The sequence below is a fragment of the Kitasatospora sp. NPDC032121 genome (genome assembly GCF_055580145.1).
In genome coordinates this window covers 27,056-53,512 of record NZ_JBVILX010000009.1, presented here as the reverse complement: position 1 = coordinate 53,512, position 26,457 = coordinate 27,056, and the positions used below count along the sequence as shown (strand labels likewise).

Annotated in this window: 27 protein-coding genes; 19 read left to right on the top strand and 8 right to left on the bottom strand. The window is 73.3% G+C overall.

What is annotated here, in order from left to right; genetic code table 11:
- The first annotated feature begins 105 nt into the window (after positions 1-105).
- From ACZ5OX_RS22855 to ACZ5OX_RS22835, 5 genes are all read left to right on the top strand, one after another.
- A complete protein-coding gene (locus ACZ5OX_RS22855; RefSeq protein ID WP_465632457.1) occupies positions 106-1,011 on the top strand; it encodes a LysR family transcriptional regulator in 906 nt (301 codons plus the stop codon).
- On the top strand, positions 1,008-1,910 hold the full coding sequence (locus tag ACZ5OX_RS22850; RefSeq protein ID WP_465632455.1) for a serine hydrolase: 903 nt from the start codon (positions 1,008-1,010) through the stop codon (positions 1,908-1,910). Before ACZ5OX_RS22855 ends, ACZ5OX_RS22850 begins: the two co-directional genes overlap by 4 nt.
- A gap of 41 nt (positions 1,911-1,951) precedes the next feature.
- Positions 1,952-2,464 carry a hypothetical protein gene (locus ACZ5OX_RS22845; protein WP_465632453.1) on the top strand — a complete coding sequence of 171 codons (513 nt, stop codon included), beginning with the start codon at positions 1,952-1,954 and terminating at the stop codon, positions 2,462-2,464.
- Positions 2,465-2,568: 104 nt separating this feature from the next.
- Positions 2,569-3,117, top strand: coding sequence for a P-loop nucleotide/nucleoside kinase family protein (locus ACZ5OX_RS22840; RefSeq protein ID WP_465632451.1), 549 nt, complete (start codon positions 2,569-2,571; stop codon positions 3,115-3,117).
- Between the two features lie 179 nt (positions 3,118-3,296).
- Positions 3,297-4,148 carry a hypothetical protein gene (locus ACZ5OX_RS22835; RefSeq protein ID WP_465632449.1) on the top strand — a complete coding sequence of 284 codons (852 nt, stop codon included), beginning with the start codon at positions 3,297-3,299 and terminating at the stop codon, positions 4,146-4,148.
- Positions 4,149-4,158: 10 nt separating this feature from the next.
- Here ACZ5OX_RS22835 and ACZ5OX_RS22830 read toward each other — a convergent pair whose 3' ends face one another.
- A complete protein-coding gene (locus ACZ5OX_RS22830; protein ID WP_465632723.1) occupies positions 4,159-4,845 on the bottom strand; it encodes a CatB-related O-acetyltransferase in 687 nt (228 codons plus the stop codon).
- Positions 4,846-5,062: 217 nt separating this feature from the next.
- On the opposite strand from ACZ5OX_RS22830, the gene ACZ5OX_RS22825 reads away from it, so the two are divergent.
- Positions 5,063-5,701, top strand: a complete 639-nt coding sequence (locus ACZ5OX_RS22825) for an SMI1/KNR4 family protein (RefSeq protein ID WP_465632447.1) — start codon at positions 5,063-5,065, stop codon at positions 5,699-5,701.
- 238 nt (positions 5,702-5,939) lie between these two features.
- Here ACZ5OX_RS22825 and ACZ5OX_RS22820 read toward each other — a convergent pair whose 3' ends face one another.
- Positions 5,940-6,218, bottom strand: a complete 279-nt coding sequence (locus ACZ5OX_RS22820) for an ArsR/SmtB family transcription factor (protein ID WP_465632445.1) — start codon at positions 6,216-6,218, stop codon at positions 5,940-5,942.
- Between the two features lie 88 nt (positions 6,219-6,306).
- Between ACZ5OX_RS22820 and ACZ5OX_RS22815 the strand changes: the two genes are divergently transcribed.
- Positions 6,307-6,645: a VOC family protein gene (locus tag ACZ5OX_RS22815; protein ID WP_465632443.1), complete on the top strand. Its 339-nt coding sequence runs from the start codon at positions 6,307-6,309 to the stop codon at positions 6,643-6,645.
- 275 nt (positions 6,646-6,920) lie between these two features.
- Here ACZ5OX_RS22815 and ACZ5OX_RS22810 read toward each other — a convergent pair whose 3' ends face one another.
- Entirely contained in the window at positions 6,921-8,027 is a 1,107-nt protein-coding gene (locus tag ACZ5OX_RS22810; protein WP_465632441.1) for an XRE family transcriptional regulator, read from the bottom strand.
- A gap of 8 nt (positions 8,028-8,035) precedes the next feature.
- The gene (locus ACZ5OX_RS22805; RefSeq protein ID WP_465632439.1) at positions 8,036-8,137 is read right to left on the bottom strand and encodes a helix-turn-helix domain-containing protein; all 102 of its coding nucleotides are present in this window, start codon (positions 8,135-8,137) and stop codon (positions 8,036-8,038) included.
- Between the two features lie 256 nt (positions 8,138-8,393).
- On the opposite strand from ACZ5OX_RS22805, the gene ACZ5OX_RS22800 reads away from it, so the two are divergent.
- The 6 genes from ACZ5OX_RS22800 to ACZ5OX_RS22775 all read left to right on the top strand — a co-directional run bounded on the left by ACZ5OX_RS22800 (position 8,394) and on the right by ACZ5OX_RS22775 (position 16,321).
- Positions 8,394-8,582, top strand: a complete 189-nt coding sequence (locus ACZ5OX_RS22800) for a hypothetical protein (RefSeq protein ID WP_465632438.1) — start codon at positions 8,394-8,396, stop codon at positions 8,580-8,582.
- An 18-nt stretch (positions 8,583-8,600) separates the two neighbouring features.
- Positions 8,601-8,807 carry a hypothetical protein gene (locus ACZ5OX_RS22795; protein ID WP_465632436.1) on the top strand — a complete coding sequence of 69 codons (207 nt, stop codon included), beginning with the start codon at positions 8,601-8,603 and terminating at the stop codon, positions 8,805-8,807.
- Between the two features lie 170 nt (positions 8,808-8,977).
- Positions 8,978-10,882 (top strand): gamma-glutamyltransferase family protein, encoded by a 1,905-nt coding sequence (locus ACZ5OX_RS22790; protein WP_465632434.1) that lies wholly within the window; start codon positions 8,978-8,980, stop codon positions 10,880-10,882.
- A gap of 168 nt (positions 10,883-11,050) precedes the next feature.
- On the top strand, positions 11,051-11,824 hold the full coding sequence (locus ACZ5OX_RS22785) for an SDR family NAD(P)-dependent oxidoreductase (RefSeq protein WP_465632432.1): 774 nt from the start codon (positions 11,051-11,053) through the stop codon (positions 11,822-11,824).
- 305 nt (positions 11,825-12,129) lie between these two features.
- On the top strand, positions 12,130-14,442 hold the full coding sequence (locus ACZ5OX_RS22780) for a helicase C-terminal domain-containing protein (protein WP_465632430.1): 2,313 nt from the start codon (positions 12,130-12,132) through the stop codon (positions 14,440-14,442).
- Positions 14,443-14,659: 217 nt separating this feature from the next.
- Complete coding sequence (locus ACZ5OX_RS22775) at positions 14,660-16,321, top strand: phospholipase D-like domain-containing protein (RefSeq protein ID WP_465632428.1); 1,662 nt, start codon at positions 14,660-14,662, stop codon at positions 16,319-16,321.
- A 129-nt stretch (positions 16,322-16,450) separates the two neighbouring features.
- Here the strand turns inward: ACZ5OX_RS22775 and ACZ5OX_RS22770 are convergent, their stop codons facing one another.
- A complete protein-coding gene (locus ACZ5OX_RS22770; RefSeq protein ID WP_465632427.1) occupies positions 16,451-17,041 on the bottom strand; it encodes a nucleoside deaminase in 591 nt (196 codons plus the stop codon).
- 225 nt (positions 17,042-17,266) lie between these two features.
- Here ACZ5OX_RS22770 and ACZ5OX_RS22765 point away from each other — a divergent pair, with 225 nt between their 5' ends.
- The 3 genes from ACZ5OX_RS22765 to ACZ5OX_RS22755 are packed head-to-tail and all read left to right on the top strand — an operon-like array spanning position 17,267 to position 18,727.
- On the top strand, positions 17,267-17,584 hold the full coding sequence (locus ACZ5OX_RS22765; protein ID WP_465632425.1) for a hypothetical protein: 318 nt from the start codon (positions 17,267-17,269) through the stop codon (positions 17,582-17,584).
- A gap of 10 nt (positions 17,585-17,594) precedes the next feature.
- On the top strand, positions 17,595-18,188 hold the full coding sequence (locus ACZ5OX_RS22760; protein ID WP_465632424.1) for a hypothetical protein: 594 nt from the start codon (positions 17,595-17,597) through the stop codon (positions 18,186-18,188).
- Positions 18,185-18,727, top strand: a complete 543-nt coding sequence (locus ACZ5OX_RS22755) for a hypothetical protein (protein WP_465632422.1) — start codon at positions 18,185-18,187, stop codon at positions 18,725-18,727. The genes ACZ5OX_RS22760 and ACZ5OX_RS22755 overlap by 4 nt, the downstream gene beginning before the upstream one ends.
- 224 nt (positions 18,728-18,951) lie before the next feature.
- Here ACZ5OX_RS22755 and ACZ5OX_RS22750 read toward each other — a convergent pair whose 3' ends face one another.
- The 3 genes from ACZ5OX_RS22750 to ACZ5OX_RS22740 form a co-directional block, all read right to left on the bottom strand.
- Positions 18,952-19,872: a Rieske (2Fe-2S) protein gene (locus ACZ5OX_RS22750; RefSeq protein WP_465632420.1), complete on the bottom strand. Its 921-nt coding sequence runs from the start codon at positions 19,870-19,872 to the stop codon at positions 18,952-18,954.
- Positions 19,873-20,244: 372 nt separating this feature from the next.
- Complete coding sequence (locus tag ACZ5OX_RS22745; RefSeq protein WP_465632418.1) at positions 20,245-20,886, bottom strand: dihydrofolate reductase family protein; 642 nt, start codon at positions 20,884-20,886, stop codon at positions 20,245-20,247.
- 129 nt (positions 20,887-21,015) lie between these two features.
- Positions 21,016-22,398 (bottom strand): erythromycin esterase family protein, encoded by a 1,383-nt coding sequence (locus ACZ5OX_RS22740; protein ID WP_465632416.1) that lies wholly within the window; start codon positions 22,396-22,398, stop codon positions 21,016-21,018.
- Between the two features lie 308 nt (positions 22,399-22,706).
- On the opposite strand from ACZ5OX_RS22740, the gene ACZ5OX_RS22735 reads away from it, so the two are divergent.
- The 3 genes from ACZ5OX_RS22735 to ACZ5OX_RS22725 are packed head-to-tail and all read left to right on the top strand — an operon-like array spanning position 22,707 to position 26,367.
- Positions 22,707-23,261: a (2Fe-2S)-binding protein gene (locus ACZ5OX_RS22735; protein WP_465632414.1), complete on the top strand. Its 555-nt coding sequence runs from the start codon at positions 22,707-22,709 to the stop codon at positions 23,259-23,261.
- Positions 23,258-24,262, top strand: a complete 1,005-nt coding sequence (locus ACZ5OX_RS22730; RefSeq protein WP_465632412.1) for an FAD binding domain-containing protein — start codon at positions 23,258-23,260, stop codon at positions 24,260-24,262. Before ACZ5OX_RS22735 ends, ACZ5OX_RS22730 begins: the two co-directional genes overlap by 4 nt.
- Positions 24,259-26,367: a xanthine dehydrogenase family protein molybdopterin-binding subunit gene (locus ACZ5OX_RS22725; protein WP_465632410.1), complete on the top strand. Its 2,109-nt coding sequence runs from the start codon at positions 24,259-24,261 to the stop codon at positions 26,365-26,367. The genes ACZ5OX_RS22730 and ACZ5OX_RS22725 overlap by 4 nt, the downstream gene beginning before the upstream one ends.
- Positions 26,368-26,457 lie beyond the last annotated feature (90 nt).

Sequence of the window (26,457 nt, the reverse complement as noted above, 5' to 3'; positions counted from 1 at the left end):
GCAAGGGCTCCCCGAAGGACATGGCCGACAGCCTGCCGCCCGCCAACTCATGTGCACAAAGACAGAATTGACACCACTCATGCGTTCTCCGCATACGATGTGGTGATGGACTTGGTGGGGGCGTGCCGGGTGTTCGTGCATGTGGGCGAGCGGGGGAGCTTCACCCTGGGCGCTGCGGCGGCCGGGGTGCCGCAGCCTGTCGCGAGCCGGCGGATCGCCGTGCTGGAGAAGCACCTGGGAGGCCTCCTGTTCGACCGCTCCGGCCGCCGGGCCGCGCTGACCCCGTTCGGGCGGGACCTGCTCCCGTCCGCGAAGCGGCTGGTGGAGCTCGCGGAGGCGCTGGAGTACGACGCCGAGCAGGCCAGGCTCAAGCCGCTGGCGTTCGCGGTCCCCGAGATCTGCCCGGTCCGGCCGTTGGCCGTCCTGGACGCGGCCGCCCGCGAACTGGGCATGGTCCTCGGCTTCCGGCCCGCGGGCCCCGCCGCGCGTGCGGAACTACTCGACGCCCGCGAGGTGCGCCTGGCCCTCGTCGCCGTCCCACCGCCCGAGGCCGGCTGGACCGTCCCCCTCGGTGTGGCCGGTCCGGCCGACGCGGTCGGCACCGCCCCGCGCCCGCTGCGCCCGCTGCGCATCGAGGCGCTGCGGCCCGGGCGGACACGGCACACGTACCAGCGGATCCTGATCCAGCCGGAGGACGACCTGCCGCACATCCGGGACCGCCTGCAACAACTCGGCCACCGAGCAGCCCTGTTGCCCGCGCAGATCACGCTCGCGCCCTCGCTCACCGCGGCCGTGTCCGAGACCCTCCGGGCCGGCGCCCTGCTGCTGTGCTCGTCAGCGCAGGCCGAGGAGTTGGGACTGTCCTGGCGTGCGCTCGCGGGCGAACCCGTCGCCCGCGGCTACCGGCTGCGCGCCGGCAGCGGCGTCGACGTACGAGGCGTGAGCGAAGGGCTCCGGGAGCCGATCGCGCGCTGCCTGGGCGTGCCGGCCGACGGGCGGGTGCGGCCATGACCTTCCGACCGGCCGTCCGGGACCTCCAGGCCGTACTCAAGGACGCCGGACTGTCCGGCTCGTACCTGGTCCGGGACCTGGACACCGGCGACGAGCTCGGCATCACCCCGGACATCGAGCTGCCGATCGCGTCACTGGCCAAGATCCCGCTCGCGGTGGCCGTGTCGGAACACATCCGGGACGGCCGGATCGACCCGGCAGCCGTGGTCGAGGTGCCGCCCGGGCGCATCACGACTGCCGGTCCGGTCGGACTGAGCAGGTTCCGGCACCCGGCCCGGATCGCCGTCGAGGACCTGCTCTACCTCAGCACCGCGATGAGCGACAACAGCGCGGCGGACGCCCTGTTCGGCCTGGTCGCACCCGCCGAGGTCAACCGCGTCCTGGCGAACGCCGGCCTCACCGGCATCACCCTGCGCCACTCGATGGACGAACTCACCCGGACCCCGGTGGAGCGGTTCGAGCCACGAGAGGTCCACCTCGCCCAGTCGCTGGCGATCGGCTCCCGCACCGCCGGGCGCGGACACCCCGTCCCCCAACTGGACGTCAGCCGCGCGAACTCCGGTACCGCCCGGGCCTGCGTCGACCTCCTCCAAGCCCTTTGGCTCCCCACCCGCATCCCCGCTGCGGTCGCCGCCCGGGTGCGTTCCCTCATGGGCCTGAACGTCATCCGGCACCGGCTCGCACCCGACTTCAGCTCGGACGCCTCACGATGGTCGTCCAAGACCGGCACCCTGCTCAACCTGCGCCACGAGATCGGGGTGGTCGAACACGACGACGGCTCCCGGTACGCCGTCGCGGCACTGACCGAGTCCACCGTGCCCGCGGCGATCCAGCCGACGGCGGAGGCCGTGATGGCACACGTGGCCCGCGCCCTGCACGACCGGCTGCGGGCAGGGTGAGCGGGGTGCGCGACGGGACGATCAGCGGCTACAACGGACCCATGACCGTCTTCTACTGTTCCAAGTGCGGCACGACGCTCACCCCGGACCTGACGGCCCTGCCTGCCGTCCCCACGGTTCCGAGGCTCGAAGACGCCGGGCGCGGGGGAGCGCGGCAGGCCCCGCCCAGCGTGCCGCGCGGCTGCTACGCGATCGAGACCGAGCCCTGGGGAGTCCCCTTCGTCGTGCAGGAGGACCAGGAGAACCCGTTGCCGTCGCAGCCCCGCGGCATCCTCATGGCCACCGAGGAGGGTTTCGTCGCCTCCGCCGGGGTCCGCGACACGGTCGTGGTGCACCCCGATGACGCGCCCGCGCTGCGGCCCCTCCCGAACGGTGAGAACGGCAGCGGATGCTGCGGACCGAACGGAACCGAGGGCCTCAACCGGGCCTGCCCCTGCGGAGCCCGGGTCGCCACGCTCGCGGCGGACTGCTTCGGGCCGTACGAACTGCACCTCGACCCGGTCCGCACCTACGCGTTCACGCCCCAGGGCGCGGAGGGGCCGGCCGGTACCTGACGGCGTGCGACGCCGGCCGGCCTGGTCGGCCGTCGGCGACCGCGGATCGCAGCAGCCGACTTCGATACCGAACACCAGCACCCAGCAAGGAAAGCGAGACCCAGGTGACCGTGATCTGGATCAACGGCCCCTTCGGCGGCGGCAAGACCACCCTCGCCACCACCCTTCAGCGGGAACTGCCCGGCGCCGTCCTCTTCGACGCCGAGGAGGTCGGCTTCCTGCTGCGCCAGGTCTTCCCCGGTAAGTACGAGGACTTCCAGGACAACCCGGCCTGGCGCCCCCTCGTCGCCGAGTTCGCCGTCCGCTGCCACCGGGAGAACGACGGCCGACCGGTGATCATCCCGATGACCCTGCTGCGCCGGGACTACGCCGCCGAGATCCACGACGCCGTCCGCGCCGCCGGCATCCCGCTCCGGCACCTCCTGCTCCACGCCGACCCGGACACCGTCGCCGCCCGCATCGACGCCGGCGTCGAGTTCCCCGAGGACGAGGCGCGCAGTGAGAAGGTCCGCGCCTTCCGCCGCCGGAAGCTGCCGGTCTACGCGGAGGCGTACGACGGCTGGCTCGCCGCCGACGCCGAGGTCATCGACACCACCCGCCTCACGCCGCGCCAGGTCGCCGACCGGGCGTCGAAGGCCGTCGGCGGCCTCTGACCGCCGCCGTCGACCCTGCTTTGCACGTCGCCGTAGTCGTCGAAATCCTCGCTGCGGGTGCCGCCCTGGCCTGCCGTCAGGGTGCGGCCAGAGCAGGAAACGGTTCGATCACGGACCACGTGCTGTGGCAGGATGCCCCGTCTCTTCGCTTCTTGGTTCGACCGGGGGTTCTCCTGATCATGCGCCGCTCCACTGTGCTCGCCGTCGCCGCCGCGGCGGTCTCCCTCGTCGCTCTGGTGGGCTGCGACGACGGCGCGGCGCCCGCCGCGTCCTCGACGGCATCCGCGGCCGCCACCACGCCCGAGGCCGCGTCGAGCTCCGGGCCCACGGCGACTCCCACCCCGGCACCCACCGCCGCCGCGACGCCCGAGCCCAGCACCGTCGCGACGCCCGCGCCCGCCGCCACCGCGGTCGCCACCACGGCGGGCGGGGTGATCGACCCGGAGGCCGCGCTCGCGCTCGCGGAGAAGACACCGTACGCGGCCACCCAGGACTTCATCTCCGATGGCGGCCCGATCAGGGCGGTCATCAAGGCCCGGGTGAACCTCAACGGGCCGATCCGCTCCGGCCGGCTCGCCGAGAGCATGACCGTGGGCGGCGAGGACATGATGGGCGACGCGAACGACAGCCCCAGCGTCGTCGTCACCGGCGACGGCACCACCTACATCAGGAACGGCAGCAGCTGGCGCACTTCCCCGCTCGGCAACCGGATCGCCGACTACCACGGCTACGCCAAGGCTGTGCTGGCCCTCGGCCCGGCCGCCCGCAAGGGGATGGAGGACTGCGAGGGCACGCCGTGCTACCACCTGTCCGGCACGGTGGACCTGGAACAGATGAGGGCCGTCGAGCCGGAACAGTACAAGATCCTCAAGGGCAAGGCCGTGGAGAGCTTCCAGCTCGACCAGTGGATCGACGCCCAGGGCCGCACCGTCCGCTACGACAAGAAGACCGAGCTGCGGGGCATCCAGATGCGTACCTACGGCACCTTCCGCGACTTCGGCCCGGTCGAGAAGGTCGACCCGCCGCGCTGAGAGGAACGCGTCAGAGGTAGCACCTGCCGGGCGCTGCGGCTTCGAGTTCCTCGATGGTGCCGGACATGACGGTGCGCAGGTGCTGTGTGAGGTGCTCGGTCGGCCAGTCCCACCAGGCCAGCGCGAGCAGGCGGCTGACGTCGGGCGCGCTGTAGCGGGTGCGGATGAGCCTGGCGGGGTTGCCGCCGACGATGCCGTAGTCGGGGACGTCGTCGACGACGACAGTGGCGGACGCGACGATGGCGCCGTGGCCGATGCGGACTCCGGGCATCACCACGGCGCCGTGGCCGACCCAGACGTCGTTGCCGACCACCGTGTCTCCGCGGCCGGGCAAGCCGGTGATGAGGTCGAAGTGTTCGGCCCAGCCGCCGCCCATGATGGGGAACGGGAAGGTCGACGGGCCGTCCATGCGGTGGTTGGCCCCGTTCATGATGAACCGCACCCCGGTCCCCAGCGCGCAGAACTTCCCGATGATCAGCTTCTCCGGACCGTAGTGGTAGAGCACGTTACGCGTCTCGAACTCGGTCGCCCCGTCCGGATCGTCGTAGTAGGAGTACTCGCCGACCTCGATCAGAGGCGATGTCACCAACGGCTTCAGGAGGACCACGCGCGGCTGTTCCGGCATCGGATGAAGAGTCGAAGGGTCCGGCGGGACGGAACTCACGGCAGCACCACTCCGGATCACGTGCGAAGACATGGACGACGCATCCATGATCGCAGCCTGCACGGTCGCCCACGGCTTTCGGCGAATGTCCGCTGCGCCGAACCCGTCCCCGGAGGTCATCGCTTCGCCGAGGCCACAGGCCTGCTCGTGGCCCGGGAACAGCGGGCGCTGGCGGCCTGGTGCCCCCGGAGAAACCGGTGTCGGCCCGCACGACTAAAGTGGCCGGTCACCGACCTCAAGAGGATCCACCGTGGGCGTTCATCCCGACATAGCAGTCCTGCTCGAACTCGTACCGGCGGATCTTGCGGGTGGGGAGCGGATCGACTGGGCGGCGGCCGAAGCCTCGCTGGGCACCGGGCTTCCGAGCGACTACAAGGCGCTGCTGGACACGTACGGCGTGGGCGACCTCGGAGAGCTCGTCATCCTTCCGCCGGTGCCGAGTGACGTGCGGGGGTGGGAGGGGACCCACATCGGCAGTATGACGGCCGGCGTGCGCAGGCTCTGGGACGAGGACGCAGGGGTCCCCGGTGTGACGCTCGGTGCCGACGCCGTCCTGCCCTGGGGCTCGGGGATGAACGCCAACGAGATGGCCTGGCTCATGAACGACCCCGATCCGGACAGGTGGCCGGTCGTGGCCTGGCGACGGCACCACTTGTGGAACGAGTCGCCGTGGGCCCTGTTCGACTGCGGCATGGTCCAGTTCATCACCCGCATGATGCTGGGCCGGTTCGACGCCTGCCCACTCGGCGACGAGTCGCTGTGGAAGCGGACGGACACCTTCGTCAGCTGGCGCGAGCAGCGCCGACGGCTGCTGGCCGGTCTGGACCCGCAGACCGGCGAACCCAACCCCTACGCCGACATGTTTCCCATCACCGAGGACTGGCCGTGAACAGCGGGGTCGCCGAGCACGTGAACGCGGCGAGCGCCTATCACGACGAGGCGGCTGCGTACGCCCACATGCTCTGCTGTGAGGCGGGGTTCCTCCCCGTGTAGTACGGGGGGATCGTTGCCGGCTGCCGGTCCGACTCCGGCCCCGGTACCTCGACATCAGCCACGACCCCGCCCCCGTCCGAACGCCTTTTCGGCTTCGACCCGTCTGCGACGACCCCGAGCACCAAGCCAGTGGCTCAGTGCTCCCTCAGCACCGAGGCCAGCAGCCCCGGGAAGCTGGCATCCAGCTCCGGGCGGCGCAGCGCCATGATGCGGTTCTTGCCCTCCTGGCGAGTGGTGGTGAGGCCGGCCTCGCGGAGGATGCGCCAGTGGTTGGAGAGGGTGGACCGCGGCACCGTGAGCCAGTCGGGGCTGCAGGCGCTCTCGCCCTCGGCCGCCATCCAGCGGACCAGCGCGAGGCGCACCGGGTCACCGAGCGCGTGCAGCACGGCGGCCAGTTCCAGATCGTCTGTCATGGCAGTAGTATGCCGATCGTTTCGATATTTCGGGAAAATCGAAACGATCTTCAGTGGCCCATCACGTCTGCCCTCCGGAGCGTTCGTCATGCCTGCACTCGACACCCTCGCCCGCGTCTACGTGGACGACCTGGACACCGCCCTGCCCGCCTTCGTCGCCCTCGCCGGCGAGCCGCCCCGGTTGCGGTTCGAGTACCGCGACCTGGAACTGGCCCGCGTCGGCGGCTTCCTGCTGATCGCCGGCACCCCCGAGGCGCTCGCGCCGTACCGGGACACCCACGCCACCGTGCTGGTCGACTCGCTCGACGAGGTCCTCGACAGCGGCACCCTGCTCGACGGCCCCAACGCCGTACCCACCGGCCGCAACGCGACCCTCCGGCACCCGGGCGGCGCGATCATCGAGTACGTGGAGTTCGCTTCCGCCTGACCGACCCGCGCGTGCACCCGGGCCACCCGTCCGGTCGGCCCGTCTGAACGCGGAAACCGACTCCTCGGCCGTGCACAGCCTCCAGCTCGCCGAGTGCCCTTGTCGAGGTCGGACTCGTCCAGCTGGTCACCCTGTTCGGCCGCCTGCCGGGCCCGCCACTCCGCCACAACGTCGGTGCCTGGCCGGACGATCCGAATCGCGTCGGCGTTCTCTCGCCCCTGCCCGACCACCATGCCGACCAGCGCGGACAAGGTGTGCGTGGGGACGCCGAGCCTCTACGATACGCCCGTGCGCGCGGCAAGTTCCCGCACGCCGGTGACCGTCACCGGCGCGTACAGCAGGTCGGCCGTCAGCGCCCGCAGCGCAGGCCGGCGTACTTCCTCCGGCGCTACCCGCTCCGTGAACTGCAGGGCCGCGAGCGTCCCGCGATGGTCGCCGAGGTGGTGCCACATGCGCGCGCAGTCCGTGCCGTACCGGGCCCGACGCTCCGCGGTCGGCAGCCGGTCCGGGGCGATGCGTGCCGCGTACGGGACGCCCTCGTCCGGGGTTCCCAGCGCGGTGTGGACGCCGATCCAGTACAGGTCGGTCTGTGCCCGGGTGGCGTCGACCGTGAACAGCGGGGTCCGAGGCTGAGCAGCAGCGACGACCAGGCGGCCGACTACGCCTTCGGCGCCGGCCATCAGATCGAGAGCATCGGCGCGCCGCTGTCCACACGCGGCCGTGTAGGCCGCCGTCATCAGCAGCGTCGCCGCCACCGCCCGGGAGCTGTCGTCCGGGCCCTGGTCGAGCGCGCCGGCAGTGCGGCGGAGGAGGTCGACCGCCGCGGCTGGGCGGCCGGCGCGCCGCATTGTGATCGCGAGGACGCGGGCCGCCTCTCCCCGGGCTACCGGGTCGCCGCTCGCCTCGGCCGCGGCGAGCGCCCGGTCCGCCGCCGGCCACGCCACGTCCGAGTGCGATTTCAGCGCGAGCTCCGTCGCCAGAACCCAGGCGCGGGCCACGCACGCGTGCGCCTCCTCCCGGGCCCGGCCGGATGACACCTCCCGGGTCGCCTGGGCCGTACCCAGCAGGGCGGGCAGCGCGGCGCCGAGGTCTTCGTACCGAGCCGCGGTGAACTGGCCGCGCGCTCTGGCCAGCGCTCGGCCGAGCTGCGGCAGAGACACGGGCAGCGCTGGCTCCGTCGGAACGTACAAGGCCCCCACGATCCTGGTCGACGCGTCCGGCCGGGCCGCGGCCGCCGACGGGAGCACCGCCGCCCCGGCCGCCGCCGCGCCGGCCACGAGCAGCTGCCTGCGGAACATCGCGCCCTCCTGATACGAAGTCACATCTCGCGCCAGAGTGGTCGGTCGGTCCAGGCCGAGGGCGTCAAGCTGCAGACCCAGCACCTGGACTATCACGGCGACCGGCTGCTCGGCCGGCCGAGCAGGCCCGCCTCCATCAGGCTGATCGCCGACGCCGAGTACCCACAGGCCCGCCCCAGCTCAGCCTGCGTCATCCGCTGTGCACACCGGGCGGCCCTGATAGCCGTCCCGAGCCGACGCTGACGTGACACGGCACCCCCTCCGACTGCGCGGGGTCGCCACCGTACCGGCCGGACCGCGCCCGCAGGCGGGGCGCGCACAGGGTGTGCGGGGCACGCACACGGCGTGCGGGAGCCCCCTCCATGCCTCCCCGGGCGGCCGCTGGGTGTGGAGGCTGATGGCGCCCCGGCCGGGCTCCCCATCCACCCCTCACCCAGAGGAGAGTGCGTCATGAGTGCAGCCCTGCTCGACCGCCCCGAGACCCCGAACCTGACCCACGGCGACGCGCAGCCCGGTACCGTGCTGGACAGCGACCTGGCTTTGGTCGCCATGGCGTGCCCGGTGTGCGGGTCGGGCGCCACCTACCAGACCATGGACGGCCGGTGGGGCTGCACCCAGTGCGGCTCGACCTGGGCCTGAGCAAGGAGGGGCGGCAGCATGCCGATCTGCGTCGAGTGCACAGCGGACGCGGTCATCGAGGACCTGGACGTGGATCCTCCGCAGCCATGGTGCCTCGGGTGTGCCACCGCCCTCGTCGCCGCTGGTGACCCGGTGCTCAACTACCGGGCGCTCGCCGCAGCCGAGGCGGCCTCCTACTCGCGCATCCTGACCGCCCACAGCACCGCGACGCTGCCCTTCGGCTAGCGCTAGCCGGGCGACAGGTGCGGTCACACCCTGTCGGGCGCGGGCATGGCCGTGGTGGTGGTCCGCACGACCTCGACCGTGATGTTGCGCAGGCGGCCTGCGGTGTCGCGGGCCGTTTGCCCGCCGGGTAGGGATCCCTGACAGCCGGGCCGAGCCCAAGGAGGACTCGCATGTTCACCACCCGTCCGACCCTGCAGGGCACCTTCGGCATGGCGGCCTCGTCCCATTGGCTGGCCACCGCGGCGGCGACGGCGGTGCTGGAGGACGGCGGGAACGCCTTCGACGCCGCCGTGGCCGCGGGGTTCACGCTCCAGGTCGTCGAACCGCACATGAACGGCCCGGCCGGCGAGGTGCCGATCATCCTCGCGCCGGCCGGGGGACGTCCGCAGGTGCTCTGCGGCCAGGGCGGAGCGCCTGCCGCGGCCACCATCGGGCACTACACCGCGCTCGGCCTGGACGAGGTGCCCGGCACCGGGCCGTTGGCCGCCACCGTCCCCGGCGCCTTCGACGCCTGGCTGCTGCTGCTCCGCGACCACGGCACCAAGCGGCTGTCCGAGGTGCTCCGGTACGCCATCGGCCATGCGGAACACGGCTACCCGGCGCTGCCGGCCATCGGGGCGGCGGTCGCGGCGGTCCGCGGGCAGTTCGAGCGGCACTGGCCGAGCTCGGCCGCGCTCTACCTGCCGGACGGCCGTCCGCCGGCCGCGGGCGCGCTGCTGCGCAACGTCCGTCTCGCCGATACCTGGAGGCGGCTGCTGGCGGAGGCGGAGGCCGCCGGGGCGGGGCGGGAGCAGCAGATCGACGCGGCGCGGCGGGTCTGGCGAGAGGGGTTCGTCGCGGCCGCGCTGGCCGAGTTCGCCGCGCGCCCGGCGATGGACACCTCCGGCGTGCCGCACGCCGGGGTGCTCACGGGCGACGATCTCGCGGCCTTCGAGGCGACGTACGAGGAGCCGGTCAGTCACGAGTGGGGCGGCTGGACGGTCTGCAAGCCCGGGCTGTGGAGCCAGGGGCCGGTCTTCCTCCAGCAACTCGCCCTGCTGCCGGACGACTTCGGGTCGAAAGGACCGCAGTACGGCGGGGCGGAGTACCTCCACACGCTGATCGAGGGTGGCAAGCTGGCCATGGCCGACCGGGAGGCCTGGTACGGCGACAACCCCGAACACGCCGGCGTCACCGTGGCCGACCTGCTCGATCCCGCCTACAACGCCGAACGCCGCTCGCTGATCGGCGAGTTCGCCTCCGCCGAGCTTCGCCCCGGCCGGCCCGGCGGTCGGCCGCCACGACTCGGCCGACGCGCCGTCTCCGCCCCGGGGGCCGGTGACTGGGCGATGGCGCTCGGCGGCGGCGAGCCGACCGTCACCGGCCCGGGCGGCGAGCCAACCGTCACCGGCCCTGGCGGCCCTGGCAGCCCCGGCGACCCCGGCGATCTGCGGGGCCAGGGTGGTTTGACCACCGCCGCCGACAGGGCCACCAACGGCGACACCTGCCACGTCGACGTGGTCGACCGCTGGGGCAACATGGTCTCCGCCACACCCAGCGGCGGCTGGCTGCAGTCCAGCCCCGTCGTCCCGGACCTGGGTTTCCCGCTCGGGACGCGACTCCAGATGGCGCGGCTCGAACCGGGACTGCCCAACTCCCTCACCCCGGGCCGCCGTCCGCGCACGACGCTGTCCCCCTCGCTGGCACTGCGGGACGGCGAGCCGGTGCTGGCCTTCGGCACACCGGGCGGCGACGCCCAGGACCAGTGGACCCTGCACTTCTTCCTGGCCGTCGCCCTCCGCCCGGCCGTGAGCGGCGGCCTCGACCTCCAGGGCGCCGTCGACGCCCCGAACTGGCACCAGGAGAGCTTCCCGTCCTCCTTCCACCCCCACGCCATGGACCCGGCCCGGGTCGTCGTCGAGGCGCGGATCGGCGACGCCGCCATCGCCGAGCTGCGCCGACGCCGGCACCGGGTGCGGGTCGCCGGGCCGTGGAGCGAGGGCCGCGTCTGCGCGGTGGCCCGCGATCCGCGCACCGGGCTCCTGTCGGCCGCCGCGGACCCGCGGGGCATGCAGGCCTACGCGGCCGGACGGTGACCGGCGCCGCCGGAATGCGCGGCGGCCCGAGGACGTACCCGTCGCCGTGACGACACTTGCGGGCGGTGCGGGACGGGTAGGGATTCTCAGGGGGTACGGCCCGAATACCGGTGCGGGGTACGGGCCGAGGTGGTGTGTCCGGCCCGATGTGAGCCCAGGAGCAGGAGTATGGCGTTCTCGCGAGGAGATGTCGCTGTCGTCACCGGCGCTGCCAGTGGTATCGGCCGGGCGGCGGCCCTGCGGCTGGCCCGGGCGGGCTGGGTGGTCGCGGCGGTCGACGTGGACGATGCGGGTCTCGACCGCCTGGCCGCGGAGGCGTCGGGGGTGCGCCCGTTCGTCTGCGACGTCACCGACGGGACGGCCGTCGCCGCTGTGGTCCTCGACGTGGGGCGGGAGTTGGGCCCGCCGCGTCGGTTGGTGCACTGCGCGGGTGTCGCCGTGATGGGGCGGCTGCTCGACCGGGATCCGGCGGACACCCTCCGTGTGATGGATGTGGTGTACGGCGGCACACTGCGTGTGGTGCGCGCGGTGGTGCCGTCGATGGTGGCCCGGGGCGGCGGTGAGGTGGTGCTGTTCGGGTCGATCGGTGGCTGGGTGCCGGTACCGCTGGGCGGCGGGTACGGCGCGGCGAAGGCGGCGGTGCACTTCCTCGCCGAGATCGTCGCGGCGGAACACCGTGCGGACGGCATCCGGGTCCTGTGCGTCTGCCCGCCGGCCGTGGAGACTCCGATGCTGGACCGGATCCGCGTGGAGACCCCGCAACTCCTCGGACCGCGACGGGGATTGAGTGCCGAGGCGGTGCTGGACTCGATGGACCGGGCGCTGGCGCGTGGCCGGTCGTGGGCGTTTCCGGGGCGTGGGACCCGGGCCCTGTGGACGGCCCGTCGCCTGGCGCCCGGGGCGCTCAGCGGGATCGTCGCCCGGGTGCTGGTCGGCAAGTAGGGCGCCGGCCGCGGCTACCGGTACCTCCCCGGGGCCGCGCAGATTCACGGGCTGCTCGCGATCGGCGTGGTGATCTCGGCCCCTCCGGTCGGGGCTTTCGTCGCACTCACCCCCTCTGGTGGGCCATCCTTGTGTACCGGGCCTGCTTTCGGCAGGGCAGTCATCCTTCTGCGCGGCGAGGTGTCCCCATCAGTAAGAAGAACGGATCGACGCTGGCCGTATGGCTTCGCGGTCTCGATGCGGCCGAGTTGGAGCGGGTCCTGGCGGCGCGTCCGGACGCCGTGTCGCGTCCGGAACCGCGGTCGGTGGGCGAACTGGCGGACCGGCTCCAGCGCCCGGCGTCCGTGGCGCTGGTCCTGCCCCGGCTCGCGCTGCCGTGCCTCCAGGTCGCGGAGGCCGTCGCCGCACTGACGGCCGTGAAACGGGACGATCTGGCGGTCCTCCTGGACGCGACGCACGGTGACCGCGCCCACGCCTTGGACGCCGTCTTGGAGGCGCTGGCGGATCGCGCTCTGGTGTGGCCGGCCGGCAACGGGCTGCTGCACATGGCCGCGCCGCTGCGGAACGCGTGGGGCGCTCCGCTGGGACTCGACGCACCGCTCGTACAACTGCTCGCGGGCTCGAACTCCGACGAGCTGGGCCGCATGTTGGCGAAGCTGGGCATCAAACCCGCCGCCAACAGGAAGGAGATGCGCCTGGCGGCGCTGATCGACCATCACAGCGATCCGGCCCGGGTCGCCGCGCTGGTGGCCAAGGCGCCCGCAGCCGTCCGAAAGCTCCTGGAGCGGTGGGCACATGAGGCACCGGAGCGAACCGGATTCATCGTGTTCGGGGCTCCGCGGGCCGGCTCCGAGCCCGGCGAACAGTGGGCGGTGGAGCGGGGGCTGCTGATCCGGGACCGGCACCGGTACGGGCCGGCCCGCATGCCCGCGGAGGTGGCACTCGCACTGCGCGGCTCCGACTGGCACGCCCCGTTCACACCAGCCCCGCCCAGCGTGCGGTCGGTGCCCGCCACCGTCTCGGACATCGATCGGGAGACCGCAGCCGCCTCGATGGCGTTCGCCGCCCACGCCGTGTCCGTCCTCGGGGTGTGCGCCGCCGCTCCGCCGGCCCGGCTCAAGGCCGGCGGGATCGGCGCCCGCGAGCTGTCCCGGATCGGCAGAGCGGCGAAGTGCGACGAGATCCTGGTGCGCGTCGTGCTGGAGGCGGCGAGCGCGGCCGGACTACTGGCCCGGGACGGCGACCGGGTCGCGGCGACCGCGTCCTACGACAACTGGGCCGAGCAGGAACCGGCCGACCAACTCGCCGTGCTGCTCCAGGCGTGGTGGGCGCTCCCGCTGACCCCCGGCGGGAGCCGCGACGAGGACGGGAAGGCTCTACCGGCGCTCGCCGGGGCACCGCCCTACGGAGGCTGCGTGCAGGCCCGGCACGGGCTGCTCACGGCCGCGTCGCAGCTCCCGGTCGGTGAAGGCGCGGCGGACTCGGCGGACCTGGGAGCGCTCCTCGGGTGGCTCCGCCCGCTCGTCGACGAACTCCCCCAGGACACCACGCCGTTCGCCACCCTGATCCGGGAGGCGGAACTGCTCGGCGCACTCGCCCTCGGGGCCGTGTCCCCGATCGGGGCCGCCCTGCTCGCCGACGACACCCAGGCCCTGACCGACGCCTGCCGGCGACTGTTGCCCGCCGCCAGCGGGACCGCCCGCTTCGGCAGCGATCTCACGGCAGTGGTCGCCGGCACGCCGTCGGCGCACCTCCTCGCGCTGCTGGACTCCGTCGCGGACCGGGAGACCGCCGGTGCGGCGTCCGTATGGCGGTTCAGTCCGGGAAGCGTCCGCCGCGCCCTCGACGCCGGCCTCACCCTCGAATCCCTCACAGCCGACCTGGCCGCCATCGCCGTCGACTCGCTTCCCCAGCCGCTCTCGTACCTGATCCACGACACCGCGCGCGGCCACGGTCGAGTGCGCATCGTCTCCGCGGCCTGTGTGATCCACGGTGAGGAACCCGCCCTCCTGGCCGAACTGGCAGCGCACCGCAAGCTCACCCAGCTGGGCCTGCGGCTGTTGGCGCCGACGGTGCTGATCAGCCGGACCCCGCTCGACAAGACGCTCGCGGAACTACGGTCCGCGGGCTACGCCCCCGTCGCCGAGAGGCCCGACGGGTCCGTCCGCATCGAGCGGGCCCAACGCCCCCGCGCGGCGGGCACCCTCCCACCCCCGCGCCCGTCCGGTGGCGGGTCCCGCACCCAGCGGGCGGACGCCCGCACCGCGGACGCCCGGACGACCGTCGACCTGCCCTCCCTCGCCGTCCGGCTTCGGGGCGCCCCGCAGGACATCCCGGAGCCGGACCCGTGGGACGACCGCCCCTACGACAGCGACACCGAGGAGATCATCGCGGGGCACGCGCGCAATCTGTCCTTCACCGACGTCCGTCAGCTGGCCCATGCCGTCAACGACGGCCAGGCCGTCACGATCGAGTACGTCGCGACCTCGGGCAGCGCGACGGTCCGCACCCTCAGCCGGCTCGAACTGGACGCCCCCTACCTGCACGCCTGGTGCCACCTGCGGAACGACGAGCGGATGTTCACCATCTCCCGCATCCACGGGGTGATGCCCGCGTAGCCCCGGGCGGGATCGACACCGTCCCGAAGAAGCGCCCGGGTGCAGTTCCGGTGTGCGCTCAGCGTGGTCGCCGCGAGAGCGGCCGGCTCTTCGGCGATGGTGTGTCAGGCCGGACGCGCGGCCTTGATGGGACCCTGACAGCACATCAGGTTACTTTGAGGTAATTTATCGGTGTCGTCCGGGTGAACGTCCCCGGCCCCGCATGAAGGACTCGCACGTGCTCTCTCCCCAGTCCCGCCGTTCCGGCCGCCGTCTGGCCGGTTCCGCGCTGGCCCTCGCCGCCGCCGTCGGTGTGCTGCCCGTCGCCCCCGCGTTCGCCGATCCGGCTCCCGCGCCGGAGGCGGCTCAGGCCGACGGCACTCCCCACCTGGACGCGGTGGAGCGGACCCTGCGCCAGGTGTCGCCCGGGCTGGAGGGCGTGGTGTGGCAGCGGACGGCGGGCAACCGGCTGGACGCGCCGGCTGGGGACCCGGGCGGCTGGCTGCTGCAGACGCCCGGGTGCTGGGGGGACGCCTCCTGCGTCGAACGGACCGGGACCAAGCGGCTGCTGGACCGGATGCGGGAGAACATCTCGAAGGCCACCCGCACCGTCGACATATCAACTCTCGCCCCGTTCCCGGACGGTGGGTTCCAGGACGCCATCGTGGACGGCCTCAAGGCGTCGGTGGCCGCCGGGAACGCACCGCACGTGCGGGTCCTCGCCGGGGCCGCTCCACTGATCAACATCACCGCGCTGCCGTCGAAGTACCGGGACGACCTGGTGGCCCGGCTCGGCCCGGCCGCCGACCGGGTGACCGTCGAGGTGGCCTCGATGACCACCGCGAAGACCGCGTTCTCCTGGAACCACTCCAAGCTGCTGGTCGTCGACGGGCAGAGCGTCATCACCGGCGGCATCAACAACTGGAAGGGCGACTACCTGGACACCGCCCACCCGGTGACGGACGTCGACCTCGCGCTGAACGGTCCGGCCGCCGCCTCCGCCGGCGCCTACCTGGACACCCTGTGGGACTGGACCTGCCGCAACAGCGGGGTCTTCTCGGCCGCCTGGTTCGCCTCCTCGAAGGGCGCCGGATGCACCCCCGACCTGGAGAAGCGGCTCAACCCGTCGGCCGCCCGGGTGCCCGCCGCCGGCAACGTGCCGGTGATCGCGATCGGCGGCCTGGGCGTCGGGATCCGCGACACCGACCCCACCTCCGACTACCGTCCCGAGCCGGCGGCCGGCGCCGACGACGTCACGTGCGGCCCCGTCAACCTGCACGACCGCACCAACGACGACCGCGCCTACGAGACCGTCAACCCGGAGGAGAACGCGCTGCGCGCGCTGGTCGCCGGCGCCACCAGCCGGATCGACATCTCCCAGCAGGACGTGACCGGCACCTGCCCGCCGATGCCCCGCTACGACGCCCGGCTCTTCGACCTGCTCGCGGGCAAGCTCGCCGACGGGGTGAAGGTCCGGATCGTGGTCAGCGACCCCGGCAACCGGGGCACCGTCGGCAGCGGCGGCTACTCGCAGATCAAGTCCCTGAACGAGATCAGCGACACCCTCGCGGCCCGGCTCACCGCCCGCCTCGGCGACCCGGCCCAGGCCAGGACCGCGATGTGCCGCAACCTCCAACTCGCCCCGTTCCGCGCGGCATCCACCCCCACCTGGGCCGACGGACACCCGTACGCGCTGCACCACAAGCTGGTCTCGGTCGACGGCTCCGCGTTCTTCATCGGCTCGAAGAACCTCTACCCGGCCTGGCTGCAGGACTTCGGCTACGTCGTGGAGGACCGCGCCGCCGCCGCCCAGCTGGACACCCGACTGCTCGCCCCGCAGTGGCAGTACTCGCAGGCCGCCGCGACCTACGACTACAGCCGCGGCCTCTGCCAGGGCTGACGCCGTGAGCACGCCGTGAGCGCGCCGTCAGAAGGCTGTGAGCAGGCCGAGAGCAGACCGTGAGAAGGCCGTGACCACACCGCGGGCCGCCGCGCCGAACCCGGCGACGGCGGCCCGCAGGGACCGGCCTCAGTAGTAGTGGTGGTTCGGCTTGTCCATCCACGCCCTGTAGGCACGCACGCCGAGCTTGCGGTGGAGCTGCTCGATGTGGATCCGGCGATCCTTGTAGGGCTTCTTGAAGTCCTCGTACTGGAAGGAGTCGTCGAAGCCGATGGCCCGGGTGTCCTCCAGGGAGCAGCAGAAGTAGACGCTGTCGATCCGGGCCCAGTAGATGGCGCTCATGCACATGGGACACGGAGCGCCGCTGGCGTAGATGGAGCACCCCTTGAGCATCCGGGCGCGCTCCGGCACGGGGTCGCAGGACCCGGGGTCCCGCGGGACGTACTGGAGGGTCCACTCGTTCTGCCGGTCCTCGGCGATGGAGGGCGACTCCGGGTTGAGGATCTGGCTCGCCTTGCGGATGGCCTCCACCTCGGCGTGCGCCGTGGGGTCTCCGGTGAGCAGGACCCGGTTCTGGCCGAGTGCGATGATCTCCCCGTCCCGGGCGATGACGGCACCGAAGGGGCCGCCCCAGCCGTTCTCGACGGATTCTCGGGCCAGCCGTACGGCTTCCTTCAGGAAAGCCTTGTCGTGATTCGGGAAAGCCTCACATCTGTCCATGAAATGACCTCTCAGCGGCCTGGCGTGGAGCTGAATGTCACATGCGAGCGGTTGTCAGATTCGCCCGATCGGTCCTGTCGGACCAGCGTAGCCCGGGTGGAGGTTGCCGCAAGCCGTGGGGGAGTCGGTCCAGTCGCGGGGGAGTCGGTCCGGGCCGCCGCGCAGATCACCCGTACGGCCTGGCCTCCGAGGGGCTGCGCGGCCTCCCGGACGTTCTCGAACAGCGTGCAGAGGGCCGTCAGCGGGCCGTGGCCGGTCAGCACCACGGCCGCCGCCGCGTCGTCGCCGTTCACCGGGATGACGGCGGCGGCACGGTCGACCACGATCATCCGCGTCGGCGGCCACGGCACGACCCGCACCTGCCCGCCCCGCGCGGCGAGCCACCCGGTGTACGCGATGGTCGGCGCGAGAGCGCTGTCGTTCGGCGAGGTGGACGGGACCTTCCCGGGCCCGGGCCCGCCACCTCGTCCGGTCGCGGACTCCGAGGCCGACGGGCGTTTCGACTCCGGGGTTCTGGGCAGCGGCTCGGCAACGGAGAAGTAAGGAGGGCCCGATGTCGACAGGAGAACTCGTCGCGATCATCGTGCCGATCGCCGTCGTGGTGGTCCTCGTTGCCGCGGTGCTGTGGTTCGTCAACCGCCGCCGCCGGCTGCGGGAACGATTCGGCCCCGAGTACGAACGGACCGTGAACCGGTCGGACAGCCGGATCGCGGCTGAACGCGAGCTGCGGGAGCGCGAGACGCGCCACCGGGAGCTGGACATCAGACCGCTGCCGACCGAGGCGAGGCAGCGCTACAGCCGGGACTGGATCCAGGTGCAGCAGGAGTTCGTCGACCGGCCGGGTACGGCGGTCCAGGACGCCGACCGCCTGGTCACGACGCTGATGCGGGACCGCGGCTACCCGACGGAGGACTACGAACAGCGGCTGCGCGACCTGTCGGTCGAGCACGGCCGCACCCTGGAGCACTACCGCGCCGCGCACGCCGTCAACACCCACGCCGGCCGCGGCGAGGCCACCACCGAGGAGCTGCGGGGCGCGATGGTGCACTACCACGCGTTGTTCGACGAGCTCCTCGACGGCGAGCCGGAACGGGGCGGGACGGAACGGGGCGGGACGGAACGAGACGGAACGGAGCGACCGAGATGACTCCGATGGAGCACGACGACGAGCGACGGACGTCGACCGAGGACATCCTCGCGGGCACGAGGGCCGACGAGCAGCCGCAGACGCGGGAGACGCAGGAGCGGCCCGTATATCCCGGCGAGGCGACGGAGAAGGAGCCGGGCACGGACGACACGGCCGGTGGAACGGAGACGGCAGGGACGGGGGCAGCCGGAGGGACGACCGGCCGGACGGCTGAGGGCGAGGTGCCCGCCGACGGTGGGGATGAGCGGGAGGAGCACAAGGGGGAGGAGCGCGAGTCCCTCCTGCCGCCGGACGAGGCGGAGGAGCTGCGTTCGCGCTGGCAGGAGGTCCAGACGCGCTTCGTCGACGCGCCCCGCGAGGCCGTTCGCGACGCGGACGAGCTGGTCGCCGATCTGATGCGCCGTCTGGCCGAATACTTCGCCGGCCGCAAGCACGGGCTGGAGAGCCAGTGGAACCGTGACGGGGAGGCCGACACGGAGGAGCTGAGGGTGGCGCTGAGGCAGTACCGCGCCTTCTTCGACCGACTGCTCAGCAGTTGAGGACCAGGCGGCGGCCTTGACCGGACCGGTGTCCTCCCCGAGAGGCGCCGGCCCGGTCGCGCAGGTGCTCGGCGAGCCGGCTCGCGGCACGGCTGCGAGTGTGAGAGCTCCCGCTTCCAGCAGTCCGCGCTCCTCCTGCCCCGGGCAGGGGGATTCGGGTACGCCGCCGAGGGCGCTCCACCACCCCGGTCCTGCGAGGCCGCGGCCGACACCGACGCACCCGGTCAGCCGGCCTCGGGCAGGCGGACGTGCAGGACGCCGTCACCGTCGGTGCGGGTCTCGAAACGGGGCTGCGGGGCGGTGGCGGGCCCGCCGACGTTCCAGCCGTCGGCGAGCCGGAACAGGCTGCCGTGCCAGGGGCAGCGCACGCACCCGTCGACGATCTCGCCCTCGGTGAGCGGTCCGGCCATGTGGCTGCACCAGGCCGCCAGGACGTGGACGGTGTCCTCGGACTCGCGCACCACGAGCAGGGGGACGTCGCCGATGGTGCGCCGGACGGGCAGGCCCACCTGGAGGTCGGCCAGGCGGCCGAGCGGGTGCCAGCCGGGCCCGACCAGGTGCGCGACGGGTTCGGTCTTGTTCGTTCCCGCGCCCTGCCGGTAGGCGACGTGGCCGCCGAGGTAGGCCCCGGCGGTCGCGGCGGCGGCGCCGGTGAAGCCGAGCAGTCGGCCGAGCCCGTGGCGGCCCCGCCCCCGGGCGGCCCACGAGCCGCCGTACAGGGCGATCGCCGTGCCGACGCCGAGGGCGTGCACCAGGCCGGTGCGCATCTGCTGTTCGTGCTGTTCGGCCCAGTCGACCCAGCCGCACCAGGCGGCGGGGACGGCGGTGATCACACCGAGCGCCACCAGGAGGTGGGCCGGCCGGCGGGCGCCGGGTGTCAGGTCGAGGACGGCCGCGCAGGTCCAGGCGCCGATGGGGATCTGGACCAGGGCGGGGTGCAGGGGATGGCCGAGCGGGAGCCCGTGCAGCACGTCGCGTGCCCGGCCCAGCGGCAGCGCCCGGATGATCCGTCTCAGCGGCTGGGTCACGGAGTCGAGTCCGTCGGCTTCCGCGAGCGCGTCGATCGCCTTCAGCAGGCGCTCGGTGGCGCCCCGGGAACGGTGGTCGGCGGTGTCGCCGACGCAGGTGAACAGGCTCCTCGTCATGGACCTCAGCCTGCGGGTGGGTCCGGCCGCGGGCACGGCGGCGTGGGCCGTGCGGAGCAAGCTCCGCCGGCCGGACGTCCCGGCGGGGGCCCGGACCCGCCGATAGCCGTCGTCACCGCGTCGGCACGGTGTGGTGGTGGTCTCAGTGTCGGCCCGGCTGGCGTCGACTCGGCGTGACGGGGGTGGGGCGGGTGGTGATGCCGTCGGGCTTGGGCGGTAGCCGACCCGTCGGCTTCCCCCACACCCCGGGGCCGGACAGGGAGCACCGGAGTGACCCGCGAGGGCCCGTGCCGCGCAACCGCGCGACACGGGCCCTCGCCCCGTTCCCTTCTGTGGCCCCTTCCTCACCGTCGGGTGACGGCGGTCAGCGGATCAGCGGCTGTCGTCGTGCCCGAGACCGCGGTCGGGTGCGCTCATGTCGCCCGTCCTGGGCGTGCCGTCCGCGAGCCCGTAGCGCAGGAACACGGTGCCCTGCGGAGCGGCCGCCGGCGGTTCGAGGAGCGTGAGGTTCGTGGGCACCGCGCCGCCGTCGAACACCTTCTTCCCGACGCCGAGCGTGATCGGGTGCACCCACAGGTCGAGCCGGTCGTAGAGCTTCTCCCGCAGGAGGGTCTGCACCAGGTCCAGGCTCCCGACGACCTTCACGTGCTCGTGCCGGTCACGGATCTCGCGCACCGCGCCCGCCAGGTCAGGGCCCAGCAGGGTGGATCCCGCCCACGGGAGGTCGGGCGTGCCGCGGGAGGCCACGTACTTCGGGACGCGGTTGAAGAGCTCGGCGATCTCGCCGTCCTTCTGGTGCGGCCAGTAGGAGGCGAAGATGTCGTACGTCCGCCGGCCGAGCAGCAGGGCGTCCGTGCCCTCGTACGCGGAAAGGATCTGCGCCCCGGTGACCTCGCTCAGCAGGGGCGCCTGCCAGCCGCCGAACGGGAACCCCACCGGGTCCTCGTCGGGCCCGCCGGGCGCCTGCCCGACGAGGTCGAGGGTCGCGAACAGTGCGATGTGGATGAGGCCCATGTCTGTCTCCCGATGAGTCGGTCGTTCCCGTCGAGGTTGTAGACCCGCGGGGGCCGAAAAACTCATCGCCGCGCCGAACCCCGACTGTCCGTACCCGCCGCCCGCCCCGGCAGCGGTATGGGGGCGCGATCAGAACGTGCGCGCCTGGGTGACCTGGTTCAGGTGGATGAGGACGTCGTAGGCCCGGCCGATCGCGAGCCGCGGCATCGGGTCGCTGACGTAGACCGAGCCCGCGTCGTAGGTGGGACGGCTGACGTCCAGCCAGTCGCGGGCCGCCCGGGGTGCGGTGCGCAGATCGACGTAGTAGTCCCGGTAGCGGACCTGGTCGAGGGTGTACTCGTTCATGTCCGGCGTGGCCGCCGGGACGGTGACGGCCTTCCAGTCGCGGTTCAGGACCTCGTCGTTGGTGAGGAAGGAGCCGCTGTCGAAGGTGAAGCCGATCGCCACGTAGCCGCGGCCGTAGGTGTCGCGCAGCCGGGAGCCCTGCGGCCTCGGGTACAGGAAGGTGTCGGTGGCCAGGTAGCCGGCGTGCCCGTTGTGCGCCGACAGCAGCACCTTGCCGCCGGTGCGGCGCTGCCACCACGCGGTGTTGTCCGCCATCGCCCGGTCGCGCAGCTGCTCCGAGGCGGAGACGGAGGCAGGGTCGGCGAGGTCCAGGGCGGCGAAGGCGAAGGTCTCGGCGATGTTCCGGGCGTGCTGCACCGCCCACGCGTGGGCGTCGCCGTCGGAGGCGCCGGTACCGCTCGCGGTGACCAGGTCGAGCGCCCGTCGTGCCTTGGCGGCGTTGTCCCGGCGCTCGGCGAGCGGCTTCTGCCGCAGGTAGGCGAAGGCGTCGTCGAACGGCCGCAGGCCCGCGTAGAGCTCGTCGAGTCGAGGAAGGACGTCGGGGCGGGCCCCGCGTACGTAGGAGGTGACCCGCTCGAACATCCGGTCGCCGAGCCTCGGGAGGCCGAGGTCGTCACCGACGAAGTGGACCGGGTGCTGCGGGTGGCTCCGGTTGTGGGCCCGCATCCAGGCGATCAGGTCGGCGAACTCCTCACGCTCCCACGGGCTCCCGCCCAGGGCGTCCTTGACGATCTGCCGCGCGTCGCCCGGACCGCCCTGGACGTACTCGTCGATCTGCAGGCCGCTGCTCCAACTGGTCTCCAGGGCGAAGGTGGTGAAGCCCTTCTCCTCGACGAGGTAGCGGAACACCCGCTGCTTCATCGCGAAGAACTCGTGCGAGCCGTGCGTGGCCTCGCCGAGGCCGACCACCTCGGCGTCGCCGATCATGGAGCCCAGGGCACGCAGGTCGGTGGTACGGCCGCCGGGTTCCGTCGTCAGCAGCGGCCGGGCGACGCCCTCCAGCGCGCGCACCACGGCGGAGCGCTGCGCCGTCCCCGGGTCCGCGGCCGCGCCGCCGGCGTTCGGGGCCACCGGCGCGGCGACCGCCGTGCCCGGGACCAGCAGCGCCGCGGTGGCGACCGCCGCCGTCAGCAGTCCCCGCCGCCCGATCCGTTCGTTGCCTGCCATCGTTCCGGTCACTCCTCACTCCGACGGAACGCCGATGACCTCGGCGCTCGGTGAGTCGATCCTCGCGTCGGCGGGGCCGCGGCGCGCTGGGGAGAACTGCCGTCTTCCCCGGGGGCAACCCCCAGGTCGGATCCGGTGGCCGGCCCCCCGGCCGACGGCGGCCCGCCGACCGTTACGGCGCCGCCGCGCCCGCCCGGACCCGGGGCACCCTCGGCGGGCAGGCCTCCCGGAACGTCGGGCTGCCACCACGGGGGTGACGGAGCGCCGCGCGCCGTGTGGGGGCGGCCGGACCGGGGGAGCCTCGTGCGGTGGAGAAGGACATCACCGTACGGATCGACGGCACCGCGCACCGGCTGACCGTCGACACGCGTACGACGCTGCTCGACGCGCTGCGGGAACGGCTCGGAGTGACGAGCCCGAAGAAAGGGTGCGACCACGGACAGTGCGGCGCGTGCACGGTGCTGTCCGAAGGACGTCGCGTACTGGGCTGCCTCACGCTCGCGGTCACCCAGGACGGCGCCGAGGTGGTCACCGCGCAGGGGCTCGCCGACGGTGGCCTGCACCCGGTGCAGCAGGCCTTCATCGACTGCGACGCGCTCCAGTGCGGCTACTGCACCCCCGGGCAGGTGGTCTCCGCGGTCGGGGCGCTGGAGGAGTTCGCGCGGGGCTGGCCGAGCGCCGTCACCCGGGGCCCGGGCGCACCGCGGCTGGAGCGCGCCGAGGTGGCCGAGCGGATGAGCGGCAACCTGTGCCGCTGCGCCGCCTACGTCAACATCGTCACCGCCGTGCTGCAGGCGGCCGGGCAGCCTCCGACGGGGCAGCCCCCGGCCCGGCGGGCCACCGAGCCGGGGGTGTCCGGATGAGACCGTTCGACCACCACCGCCCCGCCGACGCCGCGGCCGCCGTGCGCAGCGTCGCCGGCGACCCGGACGCGGTGTTCCTCGGCGGCGGGACGAACCTGGTGGACCACCTCAAGCTGGGGGTCGTGCGGCCCGCCCTGGTCGTCGACCTCGCCGGTGTCCTGCCGGTCGGGGTCGAGGAACTCGGCGGGGGAGCCCTGAGGATCGGTGCGGGAACGAGCAACAGCGCGCTCGCCGCGCATCCCCGGGTCCGTGAGTGGTTCCCGGTGCTGTCGCAGGCGCTGCTGTCAGGGGCATCGGGGCAGTTGCGCAACATGGCCACCACCGGCGGCAATCCGCTGCAGCGCACCCGCTGCGTCTACTTCCAGGACGTCACCACCCCGTGCAACAAGCGGGAGCCGGGCTCGGGCTGTTCCGCGATCCGGGGGTGGACCCGCCACCACGCGATCCTCGGCGCGTCCGAGCACTGCATCGCGGTCCATCCCTCCGACATGGCGGTGGCGCTGGCCGCGCTCGGGGCACGGGTACGGGTGCTCGGGCCGGACGGCGAGCGCACGATCCCGTTCGTCGACCTGCACCGGCTGCCGGGCGACACCCCCGAGCGCGACACGGTGCTCGAGCACGGTCAGCTGATCACCGCGATCGACCTGCCGGCGCAGCCGATCGCCCGCCGCTCGGCCTACCGCAAGGTGCGCGACCGGGCCTCGTACGCGTTCGCCCTGGTCAGCGTGGCCGCCGCACTCGACGTCCGGGACGGGGTGGTGGTGGACGCGCGGGTCGCCTTCGGCGGCGTGGCACACGCGCCGTGGCGCGCGTACCGGGCGGAGGAGGTGCTGCGGGGCGCCCCCGCCTCGGAAGACGCCTTCCGGGCCGCCGCGGACGCCGAGCTCGCCGCCGCCCGGCCGGCCGAAGGACTGGGCGGCGGCAACGCGTTCAAGATCCCGCTGCTGCGCCGTACCCTCGCCGCGACCCTGCGCGGCCTGGCCGGAGAGGACACCCCGTGACGTTCCCGGACGAGCCGGCCGCCGTCGGCCGCGACCTGCCCCGCCGGGACGGGGCCGTCAAGGTCCTGGGCACCGCCACCTACGCCCACGAGACTCCGTTGGTGGACGCCGCCCACCTGCACGCCGTCCAGGCCACCGTCGCCCGGGGACGCGTCACGGAGCTGGACACCGCCGCGGCCGAGGCGCTCGACGGGGTGGTCGCGGTGCTCACCCACGACAACGCGGAGCGCCTGGCGTCCACCGCGGACCGGGAGCTGGCGGTCCTGCAGGACGCGGAGGTCGCCTTCCGCGGCCAGGTCGTCGCGCTCGTCGTCGCGGACAGCTCCGAGGTGGCGAGGCACGCGGCCGCGCTCGTCCGGGTCGGCTACGCGCAGCAGGCGCACGACGCCGAACTGCGGGCCGACCGCGAGGACCTGTACGCACCGCGGACGGTGAACCCGGATCTTCCCACCGACACCGTCGAGGGCGATGTGGACGCCGCGATGGCGGCCGCGCAGGTGAGCGTCGACGAGACGTACAGCACCGCGATGTACCACAACAACCCGATGGAACCGCACGCCACGTCGGCCCTGTGGGATCCGGCGGGTGAGGGCTTCCTCACCCTGTGGGACTCCACCCAGGGGGTCCACCCGACGCGGTCCGCGCTGGCATCGCTGTTCGGTCTCGACGAGGCACGGATGCGGGTGGTCTGCCCGTACGTCGGGGGCGGGTTCGGCTCGAAGGGGCAGCCTCACGTCAACGTGGTGCTCGCGGCGCTGGCCGCGCGGGCACTGCCCGGCCGGGCGGTGCGGCTGGCGCTGACCCGGCAGCAGATGTTCGCCCTGACCGGCTACCGCACCCCGACCATCCAGCGCTGCCGGCTCGCGGCCGACCGGGACGGCAGGCTCACCGCCGTCGCGGTCGACGCCGTCGAACAGACGTCGCGCATCAAGGAGTTCGCCGAGCAGACCGGCGTTCCCGCGCGCATGATGTACGCCTCGCCGAACCGGCGCACCACGCACCGGCTGGCCGCCCTCGACGTGCCGGTGCCGTCCTGGATGCGCGCCCCGGGCGAGTGCCCCGGGATGTTCGGCCCGGAGGTGGCGATGGACGAGCTGGCCGAGCGCCTCGGCATGGACCCGGTCGACCTGCGGATCCGCAACGAGCCCGCCGTCGAACCCGGTTCGGGCAAGCCGTTCTCCAGCCGCGGCCTGGTCGGCTGCCTGCGGGAGGGCGCGGCGCGGTTCGGCTGGTCGCGGCGCGATCCCCGGCCGGGCGTGCGCCGTCGGGGCGACTGGCTGGTCGGTACGGGCGTGGCGGCCTCCACCTACCCGGTCAGCCGGATGCCGACGTCGACGGCGACGATCCGGCGGGAGGGCGGGGGCTACGTGGCCGAGATCGGTGCGGCCGACCTCGGTACCGGCACCTGGACCACGCTGGCGCAGATCGCCGCGGACGCGCTCGGCGTGCCGGTGGCCCGGGTGGAGGTGCGGATCGGCGACACGGACTACCCGGTGGCGTCGGTGGCCGGGGGCTCCTCGGGCATGACGACGTGGGGCTCGGCCGTGGTCGAGGCCGCGCGCGCCCTGCGCAGCCGGTACGGGGCCGAGCCGCCGGACGGGGCGCGGGCCTCCGGCAGCGTCGGACCGCCGGACGAGCGCTACGCGATGCACGCCTTCGGGGCGCAGTTCGCCGAGGCGCGCGTCCATGCGGACACCGGCGAGGTGCGGGTGCCGCGCCTGCTGGGAGTGTTCGCTGCGGGCCGGATCATCAACCCCCGCACGGCGCGTTCGCAGTTCGTCGGCGGGATGACGATGGGGCTGTCCATGGCCCTGCACGAGAACGGCGTGCTCGACCCGCGGACCGGCCACGTGGTCAACCACGACCTCGCCGAGTACCACATCACGACCAACGCGGACGTCGACGGGATCGAGGCGCACTGGCTCGTCGAGCACGATCCCCACGTCAACGCCGTGGGGTCCAAGGGAATCGGGGAGATCGGGATCGTCGGGACGGCCGCCGCGGTGTCGAACGCGGTGTGGCACGCCTGCGGGGTGCGGGTGCGGGACCTGCCGATCACGCTGGACAAGGTCCTGCCCGCGCTGGAGGAGTGGGCCGGGCGGTGACGCCGCGGGACGCCGCCTCCCCGGTCTCGGAGTTCGACCGGGAACTGCGACGCCTGGAAGTCTTCGACGTGTACGAGGTCCGGGCGGCGC

Bases quoted from the DNA above. Each gene is read 5' to 3' on its own strand.
- ACZ5OX_RS22855 (WP_465632457.1), top strand. From the start codon at position 106: ATGGACTTGGTGGGGGCGTGCCGGGTGTTCGTGCATGTGGGCGAGCGG.
- ACZ5OX_RS22850 (WP_465632455.1), top strand. From the start codon at position 1,008: ATGACCTTCCGACCGGCCGTCCGGGACCTCCAGGCCGTACTCAAGGAC.
- ACZ5OX_RS22845 (WP_465632453.1), top strand. From the start codon at position 1,952: ATGACCGTCTTCTACTGTTCCAAGTGCGGCACGACGCTCACCCCGGAC.
- ACZ5OX_RS22835 (WP_465632449.1), top strand. From the start codon at position 3,297: ATGCGCCGCTCCACTGTGCTCGCCGTCGCCGCCGCGGCGGTCTCCCTC.
- ACZ5OX_RS22830 (WP_465632723.1), bottom strand. From the start codon at position 4,845: ATGTCTTCGCACGTGATCCGGAGTGGTGCTGCCGTGAGTTCCGTCCCG.
- ACZ5OX_RS22820 (WP_465632445.1), bottom strand. From the start codon at position 6,218: ATGACAGACGATCTGGAACTGGCCGCCGTGCTGCACGCGCTCGGTGAC.
- ACZ5OX_RS22815 (WP_465632443.1), top strand. From the start codon at position 6,307: ATGCCTGCACTCGACACCCTCGCCCGCGTCTACGTGGACGACCTGGAC.
- ACZ5OX_RS22805 (WP_465632439.1), bottom strand. From the start codon at position 8,137: ATGACGCAGGCTGAGCTGGGGCGGGCCTGTGGGTACTCGGCGTCGGCG.
- ACZ5OX_RS22800 (WP_465632438.1), top strand. From the start codon at position 8,394: ATGAGTGCAGCCCTGCTCGACCGCCCCGAGACCCCGAACCTGACCCAC.
- ACZ5OX_RS22795 (WP_465632436.1), top strand. From the start codon at position 8,601: ATGCCGATCTGCGTCGAGTGCACAGCGGACGCGGTCATCGAGGACCTG.
- ACZ5OX_RS22790 (WP_465632434.1), top strand. From the start codon at position 8,978: ATGTTCACCACCCGTCCGACCCTGCAGGGCACCTTCGGCATGGCGGCC.
- ACZ5OX_RS22785 (WP_465632432.1), top strand. From the start codon at position 11,051: ATGGCGTTCTCGCGAGGAGATGTCGCTGTCGTCACCGGCGCTGCCAGT.
- ACZ5OX_RS22770 (WP_465632427.1), bottom strand. From the start codon at position 17,041: ATGGACAGATGTGAGGCTTTCCCGAATCACGACAAGGCTTTCCTGAAG.
- ACZ5OX_RS22760 (WP_465632424.1), top strand. From the start codon at position 17,595: ATGTCGACAGGAGAACTCGTCGCGATCATCGTGCCGATCGCCGTCGTG.
- ACZ5OX_RS22755 (WP_465632422.1), top strand. From the start codon at position 18,185: ATGACTCCGATGGAGCACGACGACGAGCGACGGACGTCGACCGAGGAC.
- ACZ5OX_RS22750 (WP_465632420.1), bottom strand. From the start codon at position 19,872: ATGACGAGGAGCCTGTTCACCTGCGTCGGCGACACCGCCGACCACCGT.
- ACZ5OX_RS22745 (WP_465632418.1), bottom strand. From the start codon at position 20,886: ATGGGCCTCATCCACATCGCACTGTTCGCGACCCTCGACCTCGTCGGG.
- ACZ5OX_RS22740 (WP_465632416.1), bottom strand. From the start codon at position 22,398: ATGGCAGGCAACGAACGGATCGGGCGGCGGGGACTGCTGACGGCGGCG.
- ACZ5OX_RS22730 (WP_465632412.1), top strand. From the start codon at position 23,258: ATGAGACCGTTCGACCACCACCGCCCCGCCGACGCCGCGGCCGCCGTG.